Below are 18,226 nucleotides of genomic sequence, written 5' to 3'. Positions count from 1 at the left end.
CATGATCCGGACCTTCCTGCGCTCGGCCGCCTTACTGATGAGCGCCGCACCGGGCATTGCCATGGCACAGCAGGCGCCGTGGAACGCGAGGGATGTGCCCGTCAGCCACCGCGACCGCGTCTATGCATCCGAACAATTCTCCAACACGGTGTCGGTGACGGACCCGGCCGACAACCGGCTGCTCGGCGTCATCAAGCTCGGCGATCCGCAGCCGATGAACTTCTCCCCGCTCTACAAGGGACAGGTGCTGGTCCACGGCCTCGGTTTCTCACCGGACGGGAAGACCTTGGCGGTCGTGTCGATCGGATCGAACGCCGTGTCGTGGATCGACACCGCCACCAACACCGTCAAGCACACGACCTATGTCGGGCGCAGTCCGCACGAGGCGTTTTTCACGCCCGACGGCAAGGAAGTCTGGGTCACGGTACGTGGCGAGGACTATATCGCCGTGCTCGATCCTACGACGTACAAGGAGACGGGCCGCATCAAGACGCCCGGTGGTCCGGGCATGACGATCTTCTCGCCCGATGGTCGATACGGCTATGTCTGTTCCTCGTTCAATCCGGTGCTGGCCGTGTTCGATGTCGCGACCCACGCGCAGGTCGGACAGGTGGCGCAGCCGAGCCCATTCTGCCCCAACATCGCCGCGACGCCGGACGGCAAGCAGGCGTGGTTTACGCTAAAGGACATCGGCAAGACGGTCGCATTCGATGCCAGGCCACCCTTCACAATCCTCAAGGTGCTGGATACCGGGCCGATCACCAATCACGTCAACTTCGCCCGCACGGCCAAGGGGCAGTTCGCCTATGTGACGGTCGGCGGGGAGAATGCGGTGAAGGTGTTCCGCACGTCCGACTTCACGCTGGTGGCAACCATTCCAGTCGGCAAGATGCCGCACGGTGTCTGGCCGTCCGGCGACGGTCGGCGCATCTATGTCGGGCTGGAGAATGCCGATGAGCTGGCCGCGATCGACACCGCTGGCAACACGGTCGTCGCTACCGTGCCGGTCGGACAGGCACCGCAGGCGATCGCCTATGTGCCGAACGCTGTTCCGACAGGCCCCGGCACCGACAATCTCCAGCCGCTCGGCACGGCCGGCAAGGCGTTGCATCTGACTATGGGGCCGATCGGCGGCAAGGGTGCGGCAAGCAGCATCACCCTCTTCGACCAAGGCATCATTCAGGTCGTGCAGAGTGCCGTTACCGGTTTGCAGCCCAAGAAGCCCTACATGCTCGTGCTGACCGCCAACGCGGATGGTAGCGGCGCTGTAGAGCCGCTTGCCAACTTCATGAGCAACCCGGCGGGTGCGGCGATCGTCAACGCGTCGGGTCCGATCCGGCAGATCGTTCAAGGCAGCACCGCGACGCCCCGCCGTTTTCTGGCGGTCGCTGAGGTGGTGAACGGCGCGCCGGGACGCATCGTGCAGGTACAGCGCGACTGACATGGACCCGCTTGCCGCCGCGATCGAGCCCCTGATCCCCGGTCTGCGCCGCTATGCCCGGTCGTGGTTGCGCGATCGGGCAATGGCAGATGACGTGGTGCAGGATTGTCTCGAGCGCGCGGTCGGGCGCTGGCGACAACGACGCGGGGCGGAGGTGCGCCCATGGGTCTATACGATCCTGCACAATCTGTTGGTCGACCATCAGCGGCAGCATAGCCGGCGAGGCACAGCGGTTCCGCTCCACCTCGTGGACGACGCCACGCTCGGCCGTCCGGCCGATCAGGAAACAGGCCTACACCACCGCGACCTGCTGCGCGCCCTTGATGCGTTGCCCGAGGAGCAGCGAACGGTGCTGCTCCTCGTATCGGTCGAGGGCCTGCCCTATGCGGAGGTCGCTGCCGTTGTCGGCGTGCCGCTGGGCACGGTGATGTCGCGCATATCCCGGGCGCGCGACCGACTGGCTACCCTCCTCCGGGAGGGTGAACGGCCGCGATTGAGGAGCGTGCAATGACCAGCCCGATCGGCGAGGACGATCTGGCCGCATGGATCGATGGCAGGCTGTCGCCCGAGCGGCAGCGCCTGGTCGACGCCTATCTTGAAGGCCAGCCGGACCTGCATGCCCGTTTGCGGGAACAGGCGGAGCAGGCGCGAGCCCTTGCATCCCTGTTTGCCCCGATCGCGGATGAACCGATCCCGGCGACGATGCGCGTCGCAGCCATCAGGGGGCGGCAACGTCAGCCGCGATGGCAATTCGCCATCGCCGCGTCACTTCTGCTGGCGGTCGGGTTTGGCGGTGGTTGGTCGAGCGCGAAGTGGAGCGGTGAACCCCGCGCAGGCATCGCGGCGCTGGCCAACGAGGCGAGTGACAATTTCCGTGTCTATGCCGCCGACCGGATACGACCGGCGGAGATCGGTCCGGATCAGCGCGCCATGCTGATCCGATGGACCTCCGCCCGTTTGGGTGAGCGCGTCACCATCCCGGACCTCAGCACAGCCGGCTATCGCTATGGTGGGGGGCGACTGGTCGCGACGCCTCACGGCCCTGCGGCACTGCTCCTCTACGACGGACCGCAAGCGTCGAAACTCGCGGTGCTGACGAGGCCTATGCAGATCGACAAGACTGCGAGCATGACCAGCACGTCCAGCGGGACCATGGGCCGGGTCACATGGGCAGTCGACGGGATCGGCTATAGTGTGGTGGGCGAGCGGCCTGCGGCCGAGCTGCATCCGATTGCCGATGAAGTCCGGCGGCAGGCCGATGCGGCGCTGGTGTCCTGATTGCACGTTGCCGCTTCCCGACGCCGACAGGCACCGGGCGGTCCAGCGGGATCACGGCTTGCGCTTGACGTCCTTCCTGTCGGCCTCGGCCGGCGTCAGGCGAGCCCGCTCGCGGATGCGGCGTTCCAGCGGCGCACCGACGAACAGGACGAGCATTGCAAGGCTCACCCCGCCGATGATGAGCGGCCACACTGCCAACCCCGCTGCCGCGCCGATCGTGGCGGTGACCCAGATGCACGCGGCGGTCGCGAGGCCATGCACTTCCTGACCCTGGCCGACCCGCAGCACCGCACCGGCACCGATGAAGCCGACGCCGGACAGAATGCCCTGCATCGCCCGTCCTGCGGCATCGGCGTTCACGTTCGGCAAGCCACTATGCACGATCGCCTGCACGGCGATGCAACTCGCCAGACCGACCAGACCCAGCGTCCGCAGGCCCATGATCTGCCGGTTCTCACGCGAGCGTTCCCAGCCGAGCACCATCCCGGCCGCGGTCGCCACCACCAGCCGGCCAATCGCATCGATCCAGAAAGCGACGTCCGGTGCCGCTGATGCTTCGATCATTCGACCAGCACGTGAACGTGATGCCAGGCGGTGCACAGATAGCCGGCGAAGTTCCACATCGTATCCGGCCGCTCGGGCTGACCCTGTCCGGTCTCGTCGAAGGCGCGCACGACAAGATGCTGGCGCCCCTTGCCGAGCGTGGCGTCGAGGGTCCAGCGCCGCCAACCCCAGTGCGTCTCCGGATCATCGGCGAACGTCGCCTGTTGCCACTCGCGACCACCGTTTACCGACACTTCGACCCGAGAGACGCGGCGATCATAGGCGATGGCATAGCCCTCGATCCGCACCTCCCCGGCCGGCAGGCTTTCGCCAGAGCCGGGCACGCAGATCGCGGCGTTGAGCGGCATGGCATTGATGGTCAGACCCCGGCTCCAGTCGACGGTGTCGCTCGTCACATCGGCGGGAAACAGCTTGTAGTCGTGCGCCTGGATCGGTGCGTCGGAAGGCATGTCTCGCACCTCGATCCGTGTCAACCATTTGGCGCTGCGCACGCCGGCATAGCCCGGCACCACCATGCGGAGCGGTGCGCCGTGTTCGGGCGTCAGCGGCTCGCCGTTCATCGCCCAGACGAGGAGGACGTCGGGCTGCCGCGCCTTGCTCATGGCGATCGATACCCCGAACAAGGCTTCCTCGCCCTCCACGTCCACCTCGTCCGCGCCGGTGAACGCCACGAACAGGTCGGACGCATCAGGTGCGCCGACCGCATCGAGCACATCGGCCAGGCGTACGCCGGTCCACTCTGCATTGCCGATCGCGCCGACATCCCAAGGATCACCCGACGTTTTTCCGACCTGCTGGAGGTCAGTGCGCCGGTTGCCGGCGCACTGAAGAACTGCCGTCACCGTCCGCGTGGGGAACGTAGCTTTCAGTTCCTCCACCGAGAAGGAGCGGCTCGCCATGCCCGTCCCGCTCACTTCGATCCGATGATCGGCAGGCAGATCAGGCACCGCACCATGGCTGCGCACATAGAACAGCGCCTGCGGCGTCAGGAACCGCTCGATCAGCGCGCCGGGCGTCGGCTCGGCGTTGTAGGGATCGGATTTGCGCTCGATCATATCGGTCATGGACGAACAAACGCCGCAAGCGCGCGGATCGCTTCAAGTCTTCAAGACCATCACAGACGAAGGATTACCGATCGTTCCGATATCCAGATTGGAATGAGCAGATCAAACGGTTGGTCGTATCGATCAGATTGCGCGATATAAGCTGCATGACCCTGGAGCAGCTCAGAATCTTCGTCGGTGTCGCCGAGCGCGAACACGTTACCAAGGCAGCGGAGGTGCTGAACGTCACGCAGTCCGCTGCCTCCGGCGCGATTGCTGCCCTCGAAGCGCGCTACGGGGTTCCTCTGTTTCACCGCGTCGGGCGTGGCATCCAGCTGACCGAAGCAGGCCGCGGCTTTCTGGAGGAAGCGCGCGCGGTGCTGGGGCGGGCAGCGCATGCCGAGACGATGCTGGCGGACTATGCCGGGCTTGCCCGTGGTTCATTGCGGATCGTCGCCAGCCAGACGATCGCGAGCTACTGGTTGCCGGCAAAGCTCGCCGCCTTCCACGAACGCCACCCGCAGATCGCGGTCGAACTGGCGATCGACAACACCGAAGGTGCGGCAGCGCAGGTCCTGAGCGGCGCGGCGGAGCTCGGTTTCGTCGAGGGCGAGGTGGACGAACCGGCGCTCGCCCACTGGCATGTCGGGCGTGATCCGATGGTGCTGGTCGGCCGCGAGGACACCGGGCGCGTCGACGAGGACTGGCTGCGCGCTGCACGCTGGATCGTCCGCGAGCAGGGTTCGGGTACGCGCTCGACCTTCGAGGACGTGCTGCGAACACGCGGGTTTGATCCGGCCCAGCTGACGGTAGCGATGACGCTCCCGTCCAACGAGGCGGTGCGTACCGCGGTCGAGGCCGGTGCCGGCGTTGCCGTCTTGTCGCGATTGGTCGTAGCTCGTGCGCTCAAGGCCGGCGATCTGGTCGAGCTGCCGCTCGGGCTGCCCGACCGCGCCTTCCACGCGCTGCGCCACAAGGAGCGCTATCGCACCCGCGCGGCCGACGCGCTGACGGACCTCATCAAGGAGCAGGTTGCATGACTGCCGACACGCACTCCGTTCTCAGCGGCCTCAAGCCGCTCAGTCGGCTCGACCATCCGCGCGAGATGATCCGCCAGTTCACGCCCAACTGGTTCGCCGCGACGATGGGCACGGGCATCCTCGCCCTCGCGCTGCCGCAGGTGCCCGGCATCGGCCCCTCGCTAAAGCCGGCTGGGGAGGTGTTGTGGTTCTTCAATATCGCGCTCTTCGCGCTGTTCGCCGGCCTCTATGGCGCGCGCTGGGCGATGTTCGGGCACGAGGCGAGGCGCATCTTCGGGCACAACACCGTATCGATGTTCATCGGCACCATCCCAATGGGCCTCGCGACGATCATCAACGGTTGCCTCGCTTTCGGAATCGCGCGGTTCGGTAACGGCATCGTGCCGGTAGCACACGTCCTGTGGTGGATCGACGTCGCCATGTCGCTCGCATGCGGCGTGCTGATCCCGTACCTGATGTTCACCCGCCACGAGCACAGCCTGGACGGCATGACCGCGGTATGGCTGCTGCCGGTCGTCGCAGCCGAAGTGGCGGGTGCCAGTGGCGGGTTGCTCGCGCCGCATCTGACCGATCCCCACGCGCAGATCGCGATGCTCGCCACTTCCTACGTGCTGTGGGCCTATTCGGTGCCGGTCGCGTTCGGCATCCTCGCCATCCTGATCCTGCGCATGGCGCTCCACAAGCTGCCGCATGAGAGCATGGCGGCGTCCTCCTGGCTGGCGCTGGGGCCGATCGGCACGGGTGCTCTGGGTATGCTGGTGCTCGGGGCGGATGCGCCGGCGATCCTCGCTGCACACGGGCTCGCCGGTGTCGGTAGCGTCGCGCAAGGGATCGGCGTTGTGGCCGGACTCTGCCTGTGGGGCTTCGGCCTGTGGTGGCTGGCGCTCGCGACGCTCATCACCATCCGCTACTGGCGCGCCGGCGTCCCGTTCAACCTGGGCTGGTGGGGCTATACCTTTCCGCTCGGCGTCTACACCGTCGCCACCTTCCGCCTAGCCACGACGCTGAACCTCGGTTTCTTCGGTTTCGCCGGCACGGTGCTGACAGTCGCGCTTGCGGCGATGTGGCTGCTCGTCGGCGCCAAGACGCTGGCCGGCGCATGGCGCGGCAACCTGTTCGTCTCACCCTGCATCGCCACCCCGAACTGATCCGCCATGATGATCGGATCAGTCGGTCCGATCACTTGCGAAACGCCCCTTCGATCCGCCAGCCTGGCTGGCCACAGGAGAGCCTTGTCATGGACAATTTCGACGCCGGACTGGCGAGTGAGACCAGCCGTCGCCGCTTTCTCAGGCATGCCGCGCTCGGTACCGCCGGCCTTGCCGCCGCGCCGGCACTGGCGCAGCAGCTCGTCGACCTGAAGCTGCCTGGCGGCAATGCCGAACGGCCGATGACCAGCGCCTTTCCCGGCAAGGGCAGCATGATCGTCCAGCGTGTCCATCCGCCCTTGCTGGAAACGCCGATGGACGTGTTCGACAAGTCGGTGTTCACGCCCAACGACCAGTTCTTCGTCCGCTGGCACTGGGCCGACATCCCGACCTCGATCGATGTCGAGACTTTCCGCCTCAACGTCTTCGGCCACGTCAACCGACCGCTGTCGATCAGCCTCGCCCAGCTGCTGCGCCTGCCGCGGGTCGAGATGGCGGCGGTCAACCAATGCTCGGGAAACAGCCGTGGGCTGTTCCAGCCACGTGTTGCCGGCGCGCAATGGGGCAACGGCGCGATGGGCAATGCCAAATGGCTCGGTGTGCGCCTGCGCGACGTGCTCGACCTCGCCGGGGTCAAGACAGGCGCGGTGCAGGTGCGCTTCGGTGCGCTCGATCAACCGGTCGTGGCGGGCGCCCCTGACTTTGAGAAGGCGCTCGACATCGACCATGCCCGCGACGGCGAAGTGATGATCGCCTTCGGCATGAACGGCGAGCAGCTGCCGCTCCTCAATGGCTTTCCCTGCCGGCTGATCGTGCCGGGCTGGTACTCGACCTATTGGGTCAAGATGCTGAACTCGATCGAGGTACTGCCCGGCCCCGACGACCAGTATTGGATGGCCAAGGCCTACAAGATCCCCGCGACGCCGGGCGCGAATGTCGCGCCCGGCGCCAGAGACTTCCCGACTGTCCCCATCAACCGCATGATCCCGCGCAGCTGGATGACCAGCCTGCCCGATGGCCAGGCGATAGCCTATGAGGCGTCGATCCCGGTCGGCGGCATCGCGATGGGCGGCGACTGCGGCGTCGCTAAGGTCGATGTATCGTCGGACGGAGGCCGCACCTGGTACAGGACGACGCTCGGAGCGGACGAGGGCAGGTACAGCTTCCGTCGGTGGGATGGTCGCGTGCCGCTGCGACGCGGTGCCAACCCGATCATGGTGCGCTGCTGGAACACCAACGGTGTCGCCCAGCCGATGAAGCCGATCTGGAACCCGGGCGGGTTCATGCGCGGCAATATCGAGACGACCACCATCATCGCGGCCTGAGGAGCGAGTAGCATGAAGACCCCGTCTCCCGGCATCATGGCCGCTGGCCTGATCGGCCTGACCAGCATTATCCTCGTCTCGATCGGGGCGCCGAGCAGCCGCAAGGCGCCTGCCCCGATCTCCGAGACATCCGAGCCGGCACCGCCCACCAGCGTCTCAGCCCGCGGCTTTTCGCTCGCCTCGACCATCGTCGACCTGCCGGTCGATGACGCTACCTACCCCGATGGTCCGCACGCCGACGTCATCAACGCCAACTGCACTTCGTGCCACTCGGCCAGCATGGCGCTAACTCAGCCTGCGCTATCGGCGGACCAGTGGAAGGCGACCGTCACCAAGATGCGTGAGGTGTACAAGGCGCCGGTGGCCGAGAAGGACGTTGACGCGATCGTTGCTTATCTCACCGCTATGCCGAGCCAGAAAGCGGCACCCGCAACCGGCAAGGCACAGGATCCCGACCCCAAGGTGGCTCCTGATGTCTCAGGTGGAACCGGATAAGCAAACCTCTCGCATAATCTAAAAAGGCGATTTCGACAGACGATCGGCAGCCTTCAGTAGGACTTTTTCAACAGCCACGATCGTTTGCGAGACAACTCTGATCTGGTGCTTCACTCGCAATTGCCCATCGTCCGCGCAGACCCACAAGCGGCCATTCAGTGCAAACGTAGCGCTACTCGCAAGCGGTCGCTCGTTCATACTCAAGGACCCTTCTCTGAACAGGAAGACTCACCCGGCTCACCGCCTCCTGGCGTGGGCCTAGGGGCCGATCTCCAGCGCCCGTCAACCGATTAAGGCCGGGCCCGCAAAGCGACCGTGCTCGTTGAGCTTCTCACAGCGACAGGGCGGAGGCGGCATGAACACGATTGAGCGCGGCACTGGACGCACGCTGCTTCTGATCCACGGCCTGGGCGGGAGTTGGCGATCGTGGAGCACCGTCTTGGGCCCACTCAGCGCCTCGCGGAAGGTCATCGCGGTCGACCTTCCCGGCCATGGGGCTACCCTTGCCGAGTCCGACAGCGGGACGTTTGATGGTCTGGTCGGCAGCGTCGAGCGTTACATCGCGGAGGCTGGTTTGTCTGGCGTCGATGCTGTCGGCAGTTCCATGGGCGCGCGGATTGTGCTTGAGCTCGCGCGGCGCGGACTCGTCGGCAACGTCGTCGCGCTTGATCCTGGCGGCTTCTGGCGAGGGTGGGAGCGAACCTTCTTCAGAACCACCATCGGCGCCTCCGGTCGCTTGCTGCGCGCCATCCGGCCAGCTCTGCCGGCGTTGAGCCGGAACGCAGCGTCGCGCACGGCGCTGCTCGCTCAGCTCTCCGCGCGTCCTTGGGCGCTTGACGGGGAGACCGTCGCGACCGAGCTGGAAGGTCTCAGTAGAACGCCGACGTTCGATGCGCTGGTCCAGAGCCTTGCCGCGGGACCTGAGCAGTCCGGTCCCGCCGCTGCCGGCACCGGCCGGGTCGTCATCGGGTGGGGCAGGCAAGACCGGCTCTGCCTCCCCAGACAGGCTGCGCGCGCGCAGGCAGCCTTTCCCGGCGCCGAGCTCCACTGGTTTGATGGCAGCGGCCACTTTCCGATGTGGGACACGCCGGAGGAGACAGTCGCCGTCATCCTCGACGCGACGAGGTGAAGCTCCACCCGCTGGACGGCTCGCTTGCGCGATGTCGGCAGCATCGACCCAATCCCAGTCATTCCGGGGGCTCATCGCGGCCCCCGAAACCCGCCGGTCGTTCATCTTTGTCAGCGAGCGTTCGATTGGCGAGGCTTGGGACATTACTGCTGTTCCTTCGCGATTTATCGAACAGCCGGTTCGGCCAGCAGCGGTCAATCGGCGTCCGCCAGAACGCAACCGCAGCGCAGGCCCGCGCGGGCTATGCTGCGCGCGGGCGGTCGGGCTCCACAACGGTCATTCCAGAACAGGTGTCGCAACCCTCTGGAATCCCACCGAAGCTTGATCGCCCACCCTCATTCCGCCACTGTTCCACAACAGCCTCTTCGCCGGTGGCTATCGCGGGGAAAGCCTACCCCAATCTTGTTATATCTTGCGACGGACCTTCGCGAGATTGCGCCCCTCAGGCCTTTACTGATAGCATCGCCCGAGGATTTGTGGTTGGCTGCTATATTCTCGAGGGGAGGGCGCCTTGGAAACCTATGTCACGACGGGACAGGTGAATTTAAGGTCCTCTCCTTACGACCCAGGCGATGATTCGAACAAAATCACTACCCTGCCCAGAGGCCAGTGGGTCAATCTGATCCGCCTCGAGGGAGGCGGATGGGCGGAAGTTTGGACGATCCTGAGAAACAAGAGTTACCGAGGCTACGTCGCGACCAGCTTGATAACCAGTCGGGGAGCACGTCCGCGCTCCGAGGGTCCGCCGGAGTCTCCAGTCAATCGTCACAAGCTCTTCGACGAAGCCGAATTTCTCCAGCTTAAAGACTTCATGACAATACGGCCTCCCAGTGTGAAGGCGAAGCCGACCGAGGCATTGTCGCTTTCACGATCGCGTGAGATTTCAATCGATTGGGACTATACATTATCACCACGTCTAGGAACTGATTACGGAGCCGAAGCTGCTGGTATACCTTTCACAAGAGCTGATAATATATCGTATTTCGCGTCATACTTTATTGCTTCTTGGGGTCTGAACGCGAGAAATTTCGACACGCTAAAAGCGGATTTCCTCTATACAGGTGATGTTGACCAACCAGTTCTCCAGCGGAAGAACCCGCCAGCTGGTTTAGGTGTCAGTCAATTTGAGGCCGTTTTTCAGACTAGACCAGCCGCATTCGCATTGCAACATCGGCTTGCTAATCGAATGTTTTTGCTGACTTCGAATGACCAAGCGCAACCGATCGTTGCCGCAGATTTTGCCGATTGGCAGGCGTTTACCACGATGTTGAGCACGCGTCTTCAATCGGCCACGCCGGCTGTCAAAAGTCCAGCCGCACCACTGGATGCAGGACTTTTTATATCAAGCGCCGAAGAGGTTGATCTTGGACCGGCAATCATCTTGCGACAATATAGCGAGCTGGTTTCGCTCACCGAGTTCACTTCCAGTCTGGACAAGCAGGCGACTGAACTAGGAAAGCAGGGAATTTCAGGGCTTTTAACAGGACCAGAGATCGACGCACTTATCGCCGGTGTCCTTAAGATGAAGTCGCCCGAATTGGAGCGACGTTCAAGCTTAGAGATTCTCGCCGATCGCGCGTCGGATCTTGGCTATATACTAAATATAACTGATTCTGACATAAAGTACACGTATGAGGATGCTACTGAGATTACGATCAAGCCAGGCAAGCTTTACCAGCCTTACGTAACTCGCATCCATTGGGTCACCGAACACAAGCGTGTAAGCGAGTGGCACGATGACGGCTTTTTTGGTCTTGGCAGTTCCTCCGGTCGCCGGGAATGGACAGAGCGTATTCAGCATGAGCGCGAAGTGGTTAAATACCGCGACGTGCCTGTTGATTTTGACCCTTGGACCGAGCGACAGGATGAACTGCTTAAACGGGAGGGACTGCGATCATATCGCTTCGAAAAGCAAGGGGCGGAGTATCGAACCGCCCAAGGAGACACCCTCGTCAGCATCATCGCTCAGTGCGAACGTGACGAAACCTTTCGTCGACGAACAGCCATCTGGCTGCCCGTATATGAGCAGAGTCTGACAAAGGGCCAGGTCCTCACCAAGTACGTAATCTTCAAGAGACCGTATCGCGGAATAATGCCGGTAAAGTTCCCTCGGCTATATGTTGAGGAAGCGCTCACTTATCGAACAAGCTGGAAGAGTTCCGAGTTGGGCGATCTCGTATACACGATCAACCTTGCTCCGGGCGAGGAGCGAACCGTAACAATTGAGCAAAAGGTCTCGAAGGCGACTGAAGAAACGCGGTCAACGACGTCAATTCTCGATCTCACAGAAACGGACACCCTTGAGCTATCGACCGAAATCGAGAATGAGGCAAAGACCTCGAATGAAACCACAAAGACTTCGAGCTGGTCCGCCTCTGCCAGTGGCTCCTATGGACCGGTCGGCGGTTCAGTAGGGGCTTCCGGAGAGTCAAAAAACACCACGGCACAATTCGCCAGAAATATGGAGCGAATTGCTCGTAAGGCGGCTCACAACATCACTCGCAAAACCCAACGAGAAGTCAGGACATCTACATCCATAAAGTCTGACTATTCTCGGTCTGAATCGACAACAATAAAAATTCATAACATCAACGATGGGAGGACCCTTAACCTTCTCTTCTTCCGCTTGTACAACCTTTATGCAGCGGGGGTTTATGTAGACAATTTGCAGATGTTGACCGAGAGCGGGATCGAGGTCGTCGCAGGCAGTGGAATCACAGTCCCTCGGCTCTTTGATCTTTATGATCTTGAGAACGCACTGGACGTGTTTGATCTTCGCAACCTACCCTTCCCCGTCGCGGCGGCGCCAGGGAGCGAGGATTACGCGAAGCTCTTTAATGCCTACTGGTCATACATTCTGGATAGTCTCATTAAACTCCTCGGCAAGGAGTACAGCATTGACATCGACAAGGGTCGAGGAGAGCGAACGGGGATGCTCAACTTTTCCGCTGATTTCCAGACTATCGTTGATGCACAGCTTGCCGGAAAGCGACTCCGCCTCGACTTTGGAAACGGGGCCGACCGCTTTGAATTGGCAAATCTCTACCGAGCGCTGCGAACCGAAATTGAACGAGTGTCGTCGGCGCTCGCGGAGACCGTCGAAAAGTCGGAAGCGGGGACATTGCCGCTGCGAGAGCATGAACTTCGAGTGGCATCGCCCGGCCTGTTTGTGGATTCCTTTATGGGCGTCAGGCCTGCAACAGAACCATATGCGGAGGAAATGCGGGCTCAGACCGTTCGGTTGAAATCCGCTGAGGCCGCGAGACAACAGGCGCTGGCGAACTACTATAACAGCCTTGCTGGGTATGATGGTGGAGGCGCATCTGGGACAAGAGCGTCAGCGCGGGTGCTCACCGCCAATTCAATAGCTATATCATTTGCCACGGGTGTCGTCGGAGGAAGCTGGACCTTTGCCCTCGACGGAGAGGCTAAGAAGATTGTCGAGGTCGAGGAGGGACAAACGAGCGTGGAGCTCACATGGCCGGAGGAGCAGGATTGGCTGCAACAACCTGATGATCACGCGTATGAGATGCAGAGCCCTGACGGGATTTCGATCCCGTTCATCGTACTGCCGGCCGTAGAGGAATAGCAGTTGGCTTCCGCTCCGCCGTTGAAGTTCCCGGGAGATTTTCCGGGAAGGACGGGAGATCGTTTTAGAGCGGCCGAGCTGATTTGCCTAGCGAACGAGCCCATCCGGCGCGGTGACGATGCACTTATCATTCCTGGTGACAATCTCGAGCAGGCCAAAACAACGATAGACGCGATCTCGTCGTCTGTCGAAAGTCTCAGAAACTCTTATGCCATCCGGGCTGCGGGCAGCGGGTTGCCGGGTAAATTCACGGACGCGATCTATAAGGCGCGGAGCAATTACATGAATGAACTCAAGTCTTTGCACGAGATTTGGGTAAGGGAAGGTAAGCAGGTAACCGACGAGGTGGCGTCGCGATTTGTTATCGCACGGGACGTGGCGAAACAAACCGTCAGAGCAGAAACCCCGCTCCCATCGATGCTCTTTAAGGTTCTCGACCGCAATCGAGCCAAGATAACACTTCCTGATGGGAGTAGGATTGGAGGTTGGACGCCCACAGAAAAGATTTTTTGGGGAAGGACCGAGGAAGCGATTCAGAGTTCTTTCAAAAGCAATGCGCAAATTAATACGAAGCTTGTCACGGTCGGAGGGCCGGTGGCGGCGCTTCTTCGTACGGGCGGCTACATGGTCGTTGCAACCGATCTGACGCAAGCCGGTGTGCGCATGTATAATGCAACCACGAAGGATGAGCAGCAGGCCGCGTTGGAGGACTTCGGGAAGAGTGCTGGATCGGCCGTAGGAATGGCTGCTGGAGGCATGCTCTGCGGGGCTATGGGTTTGACAACCGGTGGACTCGGCTTTGCCGGATGCGCCGTCGTAACAACGCTTTCGAGTTACGCGGGCGAGCAGGCTGGCGGATGGATATTTGGCGGGTCAATCGCCGCTGACGTTGCTTCGCGCCTACGGTAAGGTGCTCCGAGCTTCGATACTCCGCTAAGAGCCCGGTTTGGATCTCATACGTAACGAGCGAGGCGTCGTACGAGGACGAGCGCTGCGGTTCTTGGCCAGCCGTCGGTTTCGGTTGATCCAGGCAAAGGTACGCTCGACGACCCCGCCGCAGATGGACCGCGAAGCCGGTCTGGTCGACGAATTTGCAGACGATCTTAATGGTGATGGAGGTGGCATTCGCAACGCGCGCGCTGTTGTAGGTGCTGTCGGCGAAGACGCGCTCCACAAAGGGATGCCGCCGCCGAGATTGTCGGAGAAGCGGCACCGCGCCATCACGATCCTGCAAGTCGGCTGGGTGAACGAGCAGTTCGAGAGCGCGGCAATCGGTATCGACCATGGCGTGGCGCTTGCGCCCAATGACTTTCTTGCCGGCATCATAGCCCTTCGGGTCGCTCGCTTCGGCGGTCTTCACTCTGGCTGTCGATCACGGCGGCCGATGGTCAAGGCGCTCGACCGAGGCGGGCACGATCCCGCTGGAACAGATGGTGGTTCAGGCTCTCGAACACGCCGCCGTCGCGCAGTTCGGAGAACCATCCATAAGCGGTGCCCCACGGCGGGAAGCTGTCGGGCAGGAGCCGCCATGGACAGCCCCACCGCAGCACATACAGAAGCGCCTCGATGATCCGGCGCATCGACCACCGGCAACGTCGCCCGCATGGTCGAGGTGACGGCAGATGCGGCTCGATAAGCCGCCACTCTACATCGGTGAGATCGCTTCCATAGCGCAGGCCCGCGCGCGCTATGCTGCGCGCGGGCGGTCGGGCTCCACATCGGTCGTTCCGGAACATGTGTCGCAACCCCGTGGAATTCCACCGAAGCCTGATCGTCCACCCTCGCGCACAGCCACCGGGCGGTTGCGCGATCTGAACAGCGGGTTACGGCAAAAGCTGACGCTCTGATCAACGATGCCGAACGTCTTGAGTTGGTCGGTAGCTGCCGTCGCGCCCTTCATGAACAGATGGCTTTTGCCGCTTGCGCGCCCGAAAGCTGCCGGGCTGCTCTCCCCCAGAGGTAACTCCAGTGGACCTTCTGCTCTCGCCCTTTGTGCCGGGGGCGGCTACCCGAGCAGGGGCCGGCTCCGAATTATCGGCGGGCCACTGCATAAGTGGCGCTAAGGCGCCCTGAGAGGAGGCATGCCGTAGACGGGGAATGAGCCTGTCGGTTTGGAAGGAGCGCTGCTATGATGAGTGCCCGAACGGACAGGTGCTACATGCCGGACCCGACTTTTTCCGATTTGACCACAAGCGGCGATCGGCTTCGGGCGACGGAGAACGATCGAGCTTGGCAGGAAGCAGCCCATTCAAAGCATAACCTCCGAGGCTTGCAAGAGTTCGACAGAGCATTGGCGAATAACCGGCTAACTAGCTACTCCGCTAAGAAGATGTGGAGTGATCCGCTCGCGCGCCTGTTTTTGATGTTTGGTGCCGTAACCATTCTTATTGGTTGGACGTATTTGGCCTTTCAGTGACCCCGTATAGAGACTTAGCGGTCTCTCGCATCCTTGGCCGCTTCTCGCGAAATCGACCCCGCTCCTTGTGTTCGCAACTCAAGTTCGTCGTGCCGACGCGAAATGATCTCTTCACCTTGCTGCTGGACCAATCGAACCTCCGGCAGCAGGTCCGTCGTGCTCGGTGAATTGCTATCGGAAAGGTGAACGCCCACCCTCCCAGCGTCCGCCTCTCGTCCAGCACTTCTAGACGTGCTCGGCGAATAAAGGCCGGTCGCAGTTGGGCTTGCCAGATGCTCCTGGACGTCTCTGCGCATCGTTTCCGAGGCTCGGGAGATATACCGAGTCACAAGGAGGTCGCGCTCGCTGCTGATCTGCGGGTCTGAAGAAGCCCAATGCGTGGCGTTTGCCGGATCGAAGGATCGATACACGAGCGGGGTGCCAAATATCTCTTCTCGCGCAAACTGGAGAAATGAGTCGCTAGTGTTGAGTGAGCCTTGCACGCCGTTCCCATCGGAGATCGACCAACGTTCCTCGACCCTACGCGCCTCCTCGAAAAACTTCCTGGCTTCGGAACTTCTAGTAAAGGCCTCGGACATGCTCAAGCTTATACCCGATGTACTTGAGTTAACATCAGAGCGCCCGCTGGTCACCATTGAACGATTGAAAGAGTCCCTATTTTGTGACCAGCCATGCGTCTGAGACCATTGGTGCAACGCATCGTCAATGCGAGCGCCATCTCTCGAAACTGACGCCAGGTCGCTGTCGCTCCACCTTTTCGACTTCCCACCGGTGAGGTTGGCACTGGCCCCGATACGAGCGGCTCCGAAGTTTGCGCCAAGGCCGCCTTCCACAGAAGCGGAGCCAGACACAAAACTTTCGACCGCGATGCTGTCAGCCACCTCTGCGCGTAGCCCGAACCGGCTCTGGAGCATGCGCGAGGCCTGATCTACCTCGTTGAACGTCGAAGAGATGTTCGCTCGATCCTCATTACCGTAGCTGTCGGAAACTGAACGGTCGGTGCTCATGGCATGGCGGAACTCCTGGAAGCGGGTCACCGCATTGCTGGTGCTCTGGACCGCCTGGTTGGACAGGGTCTCGCCACGGCTTCGCGTTTCCGATGCGACCTTGGCTGCCTCGGCCGCAACGGACTGGGTGACCTGCGGCATGAAGGGCAGCTTGGAGACGGGCACGTCGAGCAGCTGATTGCCCGCAAAGCTCGTCGCGAGCGTGCCGGTGTCGTTGAACGCGCGGGTCTGCGCGGCACCGTAGGTGAAGCTGGGCGCCTGGTTCCACTGGTCGTGCTGGCGGGTCTGCACGGTCTGGTTGTCGAAGCTCGAGTTGCCGAGCGCGATGTTGCCAGTCGAGGCTTCCCGGGCGGCTTCCTCGGCAGCGTTCTGCGACGGATTCAGATAGCTGGTCGCCTGGCTTGAGATCGCCATCGCGCCGCGGGCAATACCGCCAGCGAGGAACGGGATCGAGGCGACGAGATAGCCCGCGAGCAGGCCGATGTCGTCATTGGCCTCCGTCATGCCGGTGAAGCTCGCAAGGGTTAGGCCGCTGCCGCTGCTGGCGCCCGCCACCTCGGCAGCCCCTTTGAACATCATCACCATGTGAAGGATGACGTAGAGCGGTCCCCACGCCGCGAGATAAAAGAAGCCGGTCAGGTAGCCCTTCAAGGCATACGGCCCGCTGCGCGGCATCAGGAACAGCGGGAAGAGCACCGGGAACAGCGCGTAGAAAACCACGGTCAGGACGATGTTGAGGACGGGCACCCACTTCATCGCGGCATGGGCGATCGAGCCATAGGTCCGCTCGGTCTGAATGTCGGCGCGGGTCTGGGCATAGACGTCGACGTTGCCGGTGCCGCTGGTGCCCGCCGCGCTGTGCATCGCCTGCTGCATGGCGTTGATGGTGAGCGACTGCCGCAGGATCGTGCTGGCGGACGCGGAGACACCGGTCAGATATTGGTAGGCGACCGGCAGGTCGGCGAAGAGCTTGGCGCGGGCGAGGTCAGCCGTCTGCTTCGGGTAGAGCTGCCTGCCAAAGACGCGGCCGAGATCATCTACCATGCCGTTCCATTGACCGCTGAGCGTCCCGTACGCCTCGCGACAGGTCTGGATAGTCGAGGTGACCGCGCCTGAGCCGTCGCGCGTCAGGAGCCGCTGTGCACGCGCCTGGCTGCCGGGCGCGATCGCGTTCCAGAGATCAGGTGCGGTTGCCAGCGTCTCCATCGAGTAGCGGCCGAGCAGCACGTCGTAGAAGACGCACTGCTTGAAATGCTCGTCGAGGTTGGCCGCGAATTCGGGATCGTTGATCCTGAGACTGCGCGTCGCCTCAAACAGCCGAGAACCGTAGATCATTCCGTTGCGGCTGTAGTCGAGGTCGCCCGGCAGGCCGAAGACCAGCTCGGACGAACGTACGAGATAGTCCCCGACCTGGCTCGTGAAGCTTGCCATCATCGCCAGTCCGAGCGGCACGTTCGCGACTTGCGCGGGCGCGAGGCTCGGGTTGATGCGATCGGTGACGTGCACGTCAAGCCGCGGCACCATCAGCACCATGTACATGACCGTCGCCTGGAGAAACCAGTGCAACCACGCTTTCCAGTCCAGATTGAAGGCGACGATCAGGACCGAATAGGCCAGCCCCATGACCATCACGACCTGAAGCAGGCTTTTATAACCCCCTGCCCCGGTCCAGGCTGCGACTGCGTTGAGAACGTTGACGATGTACTCGCCGCCCCCGATCGTGAAGAGCTCGACCGTGCCCATCTCGTCCT

Annotated in this window: 13 protein-coding genes and 1 pseudogene; 10 read left to right on the top strand and 4 right to left on the bottom strand. The window is 62.3% G+C overall.

Annotated elements, in window-relative coordinates; genetic code table 11:
* Position 1: 1 nt before the first annotated feature.
* The 3 genes from FHY03_RS08930 to FHY03_RS08920 are packed head-to-tail and all read left to right on the top strand — an operon-like array spanning position 2 to position 2,719.
* Entirely contained in the window at positions 2-1,441 is a 1,440-nt protein-coding gene (locus FHY03_RS08930; RefSeq protein WP_076718492.1) for a YncE family protein, read from the top strand.
* Position 1,442: 1 nt separating this feature from the next.
* Positions 1,443-1,952 (top strand): RNA polymerase sigma factor, encoded by a 510-nt coding sequence (locus tag FHY03_RS08925; protein WP_021224442.1) that lies wholly within the window; start codon positions 1,443-1,445, stop codon positions 1,950-1,952.
* Positions 1,949-2,719 carry an anti-sigma factor gene (locus FHY03_RS08920; protein WP_021224441.1) on the top strand — a complete coding sequence of 257 codons (771 nt, stop codon included), beginning with the start codon at positions 1,949-1,951 and terminating at the stop codon, positions 2,717-2,719. Before FHY03_RS08925 ends, FHY03_RS08920 begins: the two co-directional genes overlap by 4 nt.
* Before the next feature lie 51 nt (positions 2,720-2,770).
* On the opposite strand, the gene FHY03_RS08915 is transcribed toward FHY03_RS08920, so the two are convergent.
* Positions 2,771-3,283 carry an MgtC/SapB family protein gene (locus tag FHY03_RS08915; protein WP_183930130.1) on the bottom strand — a complete coding sequence of 171 codons (513 nt, stop codon included), beginning with the start codon at positions 3,281-3,283 and terminating at the stop codon, positions 2,771-2,773.
* Complete coding sequence (locus FHY03_RS08910) at positions 3,280-4,347, bottom strand: molybdopterin-dependent oxidoreductase (protein WP_076718489.1); 1,068 nt, start codon at positions 4,345-4,347, stop codon at positions 3,280-3,282. Before FHY03_RS08910 ends, FHY03_RS08915 begins: the two co-directional genes overlap by 4 nt.
* A 146-nt stretch (positions 4,348-4,493) precedes the next feature.
* Here FHY03_RS08910 and FHY03_RS08905 point away from each other — a divergent pair, with 146 nt between their 5' ends.
* From FHY03_RS08905 to FHY03_RS08875, 7 genes are all read left to right on the top strand, one after another.
* Positions 4,494-5,366 carry a LysR family transcriptional regulator gene (locus FHY03_RS08905; RefSeq protein ID WP_183930129.1) on the top strand — a complete coding sequence of 291 codons (873 nt, stop codon included), beginning with the start codon at positions 4,494-4,496 and terminating at the stop codon, positions 5,364-5,366.
* A gap of 65 nt (positions 5,367-5,431) precedes the next feature.
* Positions 5,432-6,514: a TDT family transporter gene (locus tag FHY03_RS08900; protein ID WP_260158791.1), complete on the top strand. Its 1,083-nt coding sequence runs from the start codon at positions 5,432-5,434 to the stop codon at positions 6,512-6,514.
* Between the two features lie 89 nt (positions 6,515-6,603).
* Positions 6,604-7,839: a molybdopterin-dependent oxidoreductase gene (locus tag FHY03_RS08895; RefSeq protein ID WP_183930127.1), complete on the top strand. Its 1,236-nt coding sequence runs from the start codon at positions 6,604-6,606 to the stop codon at positions 7,837-7,839.
* A 12-nt stretch (positions 7,840-7,851) separates the two neighbouring features.
* Positions 7,852-8,334, top strand: a complete 483-nt coding sequence (locus tag FHY03_RS08890) for a cytochrome c (RefSeq protein WP_183930126.1) — start codon at positions 7,852-7,854, stop codon at positions 8,332-8,334.
* A gap of 355 nt (positions 8,335-8,689) precedes the next feature.
* The gene (locus FHY03_RS08885; protein ID WP_183930125.1) at positions 8,690-9,463 is read left to right on the top strand and encodes an alpha/beta fold hydrolase; all 774 of its coding nucleotides are present in this window, start codon (positions 8,690-8,692) and stop codon (positions 9,461-9,463) included.
* Positions 9,464-9,974: 511 nt separating this feature from the next.
* Positions 9,975-13,052 carry an SH3 domain-containing protein gene (locus FHY03_RS08880; protein ID WP_183930124.1) on the top strand — a complete coding sequence of 1,026 codons (3,078 nt, stop codon included), beginning with the start codon at positions 9,975-9,977 and terminating at the stop codon, positions 13,050-13,052.
* 3 nt (positions 13,053-13,055) lie between these two features.
* A complete protein-coding gene (locus FHY03_RS08875) occupies positions 13,056-13,961 on the top strand; it encodes a hypothetical protein (RefSeq protein WP_183930123.1) in 906 nt (301 codons plus the stop codon).
* 78 nt (positions 13,962-14,039) lie between these two features.
* Here FHY03_RS08875 and FHY03_RS08870 read toward each other — a convergent pair.
* Together FHY03_RS08870 and FHY03_RS08865 are read right to left on the bottom strand one after the other, a co-directional pair.
* Positions 14,040-14,771: pseudogene (locus FHY03_RS08870) on the bottom strand (IS5 family transposase); the annotation flags it as partial.
* Positions 14,772-15,482: 711 nt separating this feature from the next.
* The gene (locus FHY03_RS08865) at positions 15,483-18,218 is read right to left on the bottom strand and encodes a conjugal transfer protein TraG N-terminal domain-containing protein (protein ID WP_183930122.1); all 2,736 of its coding nucleotides are present in this window, start codon (positions 18,216-18,218) and stop codon (positions 15,483-15,485) included.
* Between the last annotated feature and the right edge of the window lie 8 nt (positions 18,219-18,226).

Source organism: Sphingomonas sp. BK345, assembly GCF_014193845.1.
GTDB lineage: Bacteria > Pseudomonadota > Alphaproteobacteria > Sphingomonadales > Sphingomonadaceae > Sphingomonas.
The sequence above is the reverse complement of the archived record's forward strand: the minus strand, read 5'-3'. Positions and strand labels throughout refer to the sequence as shown.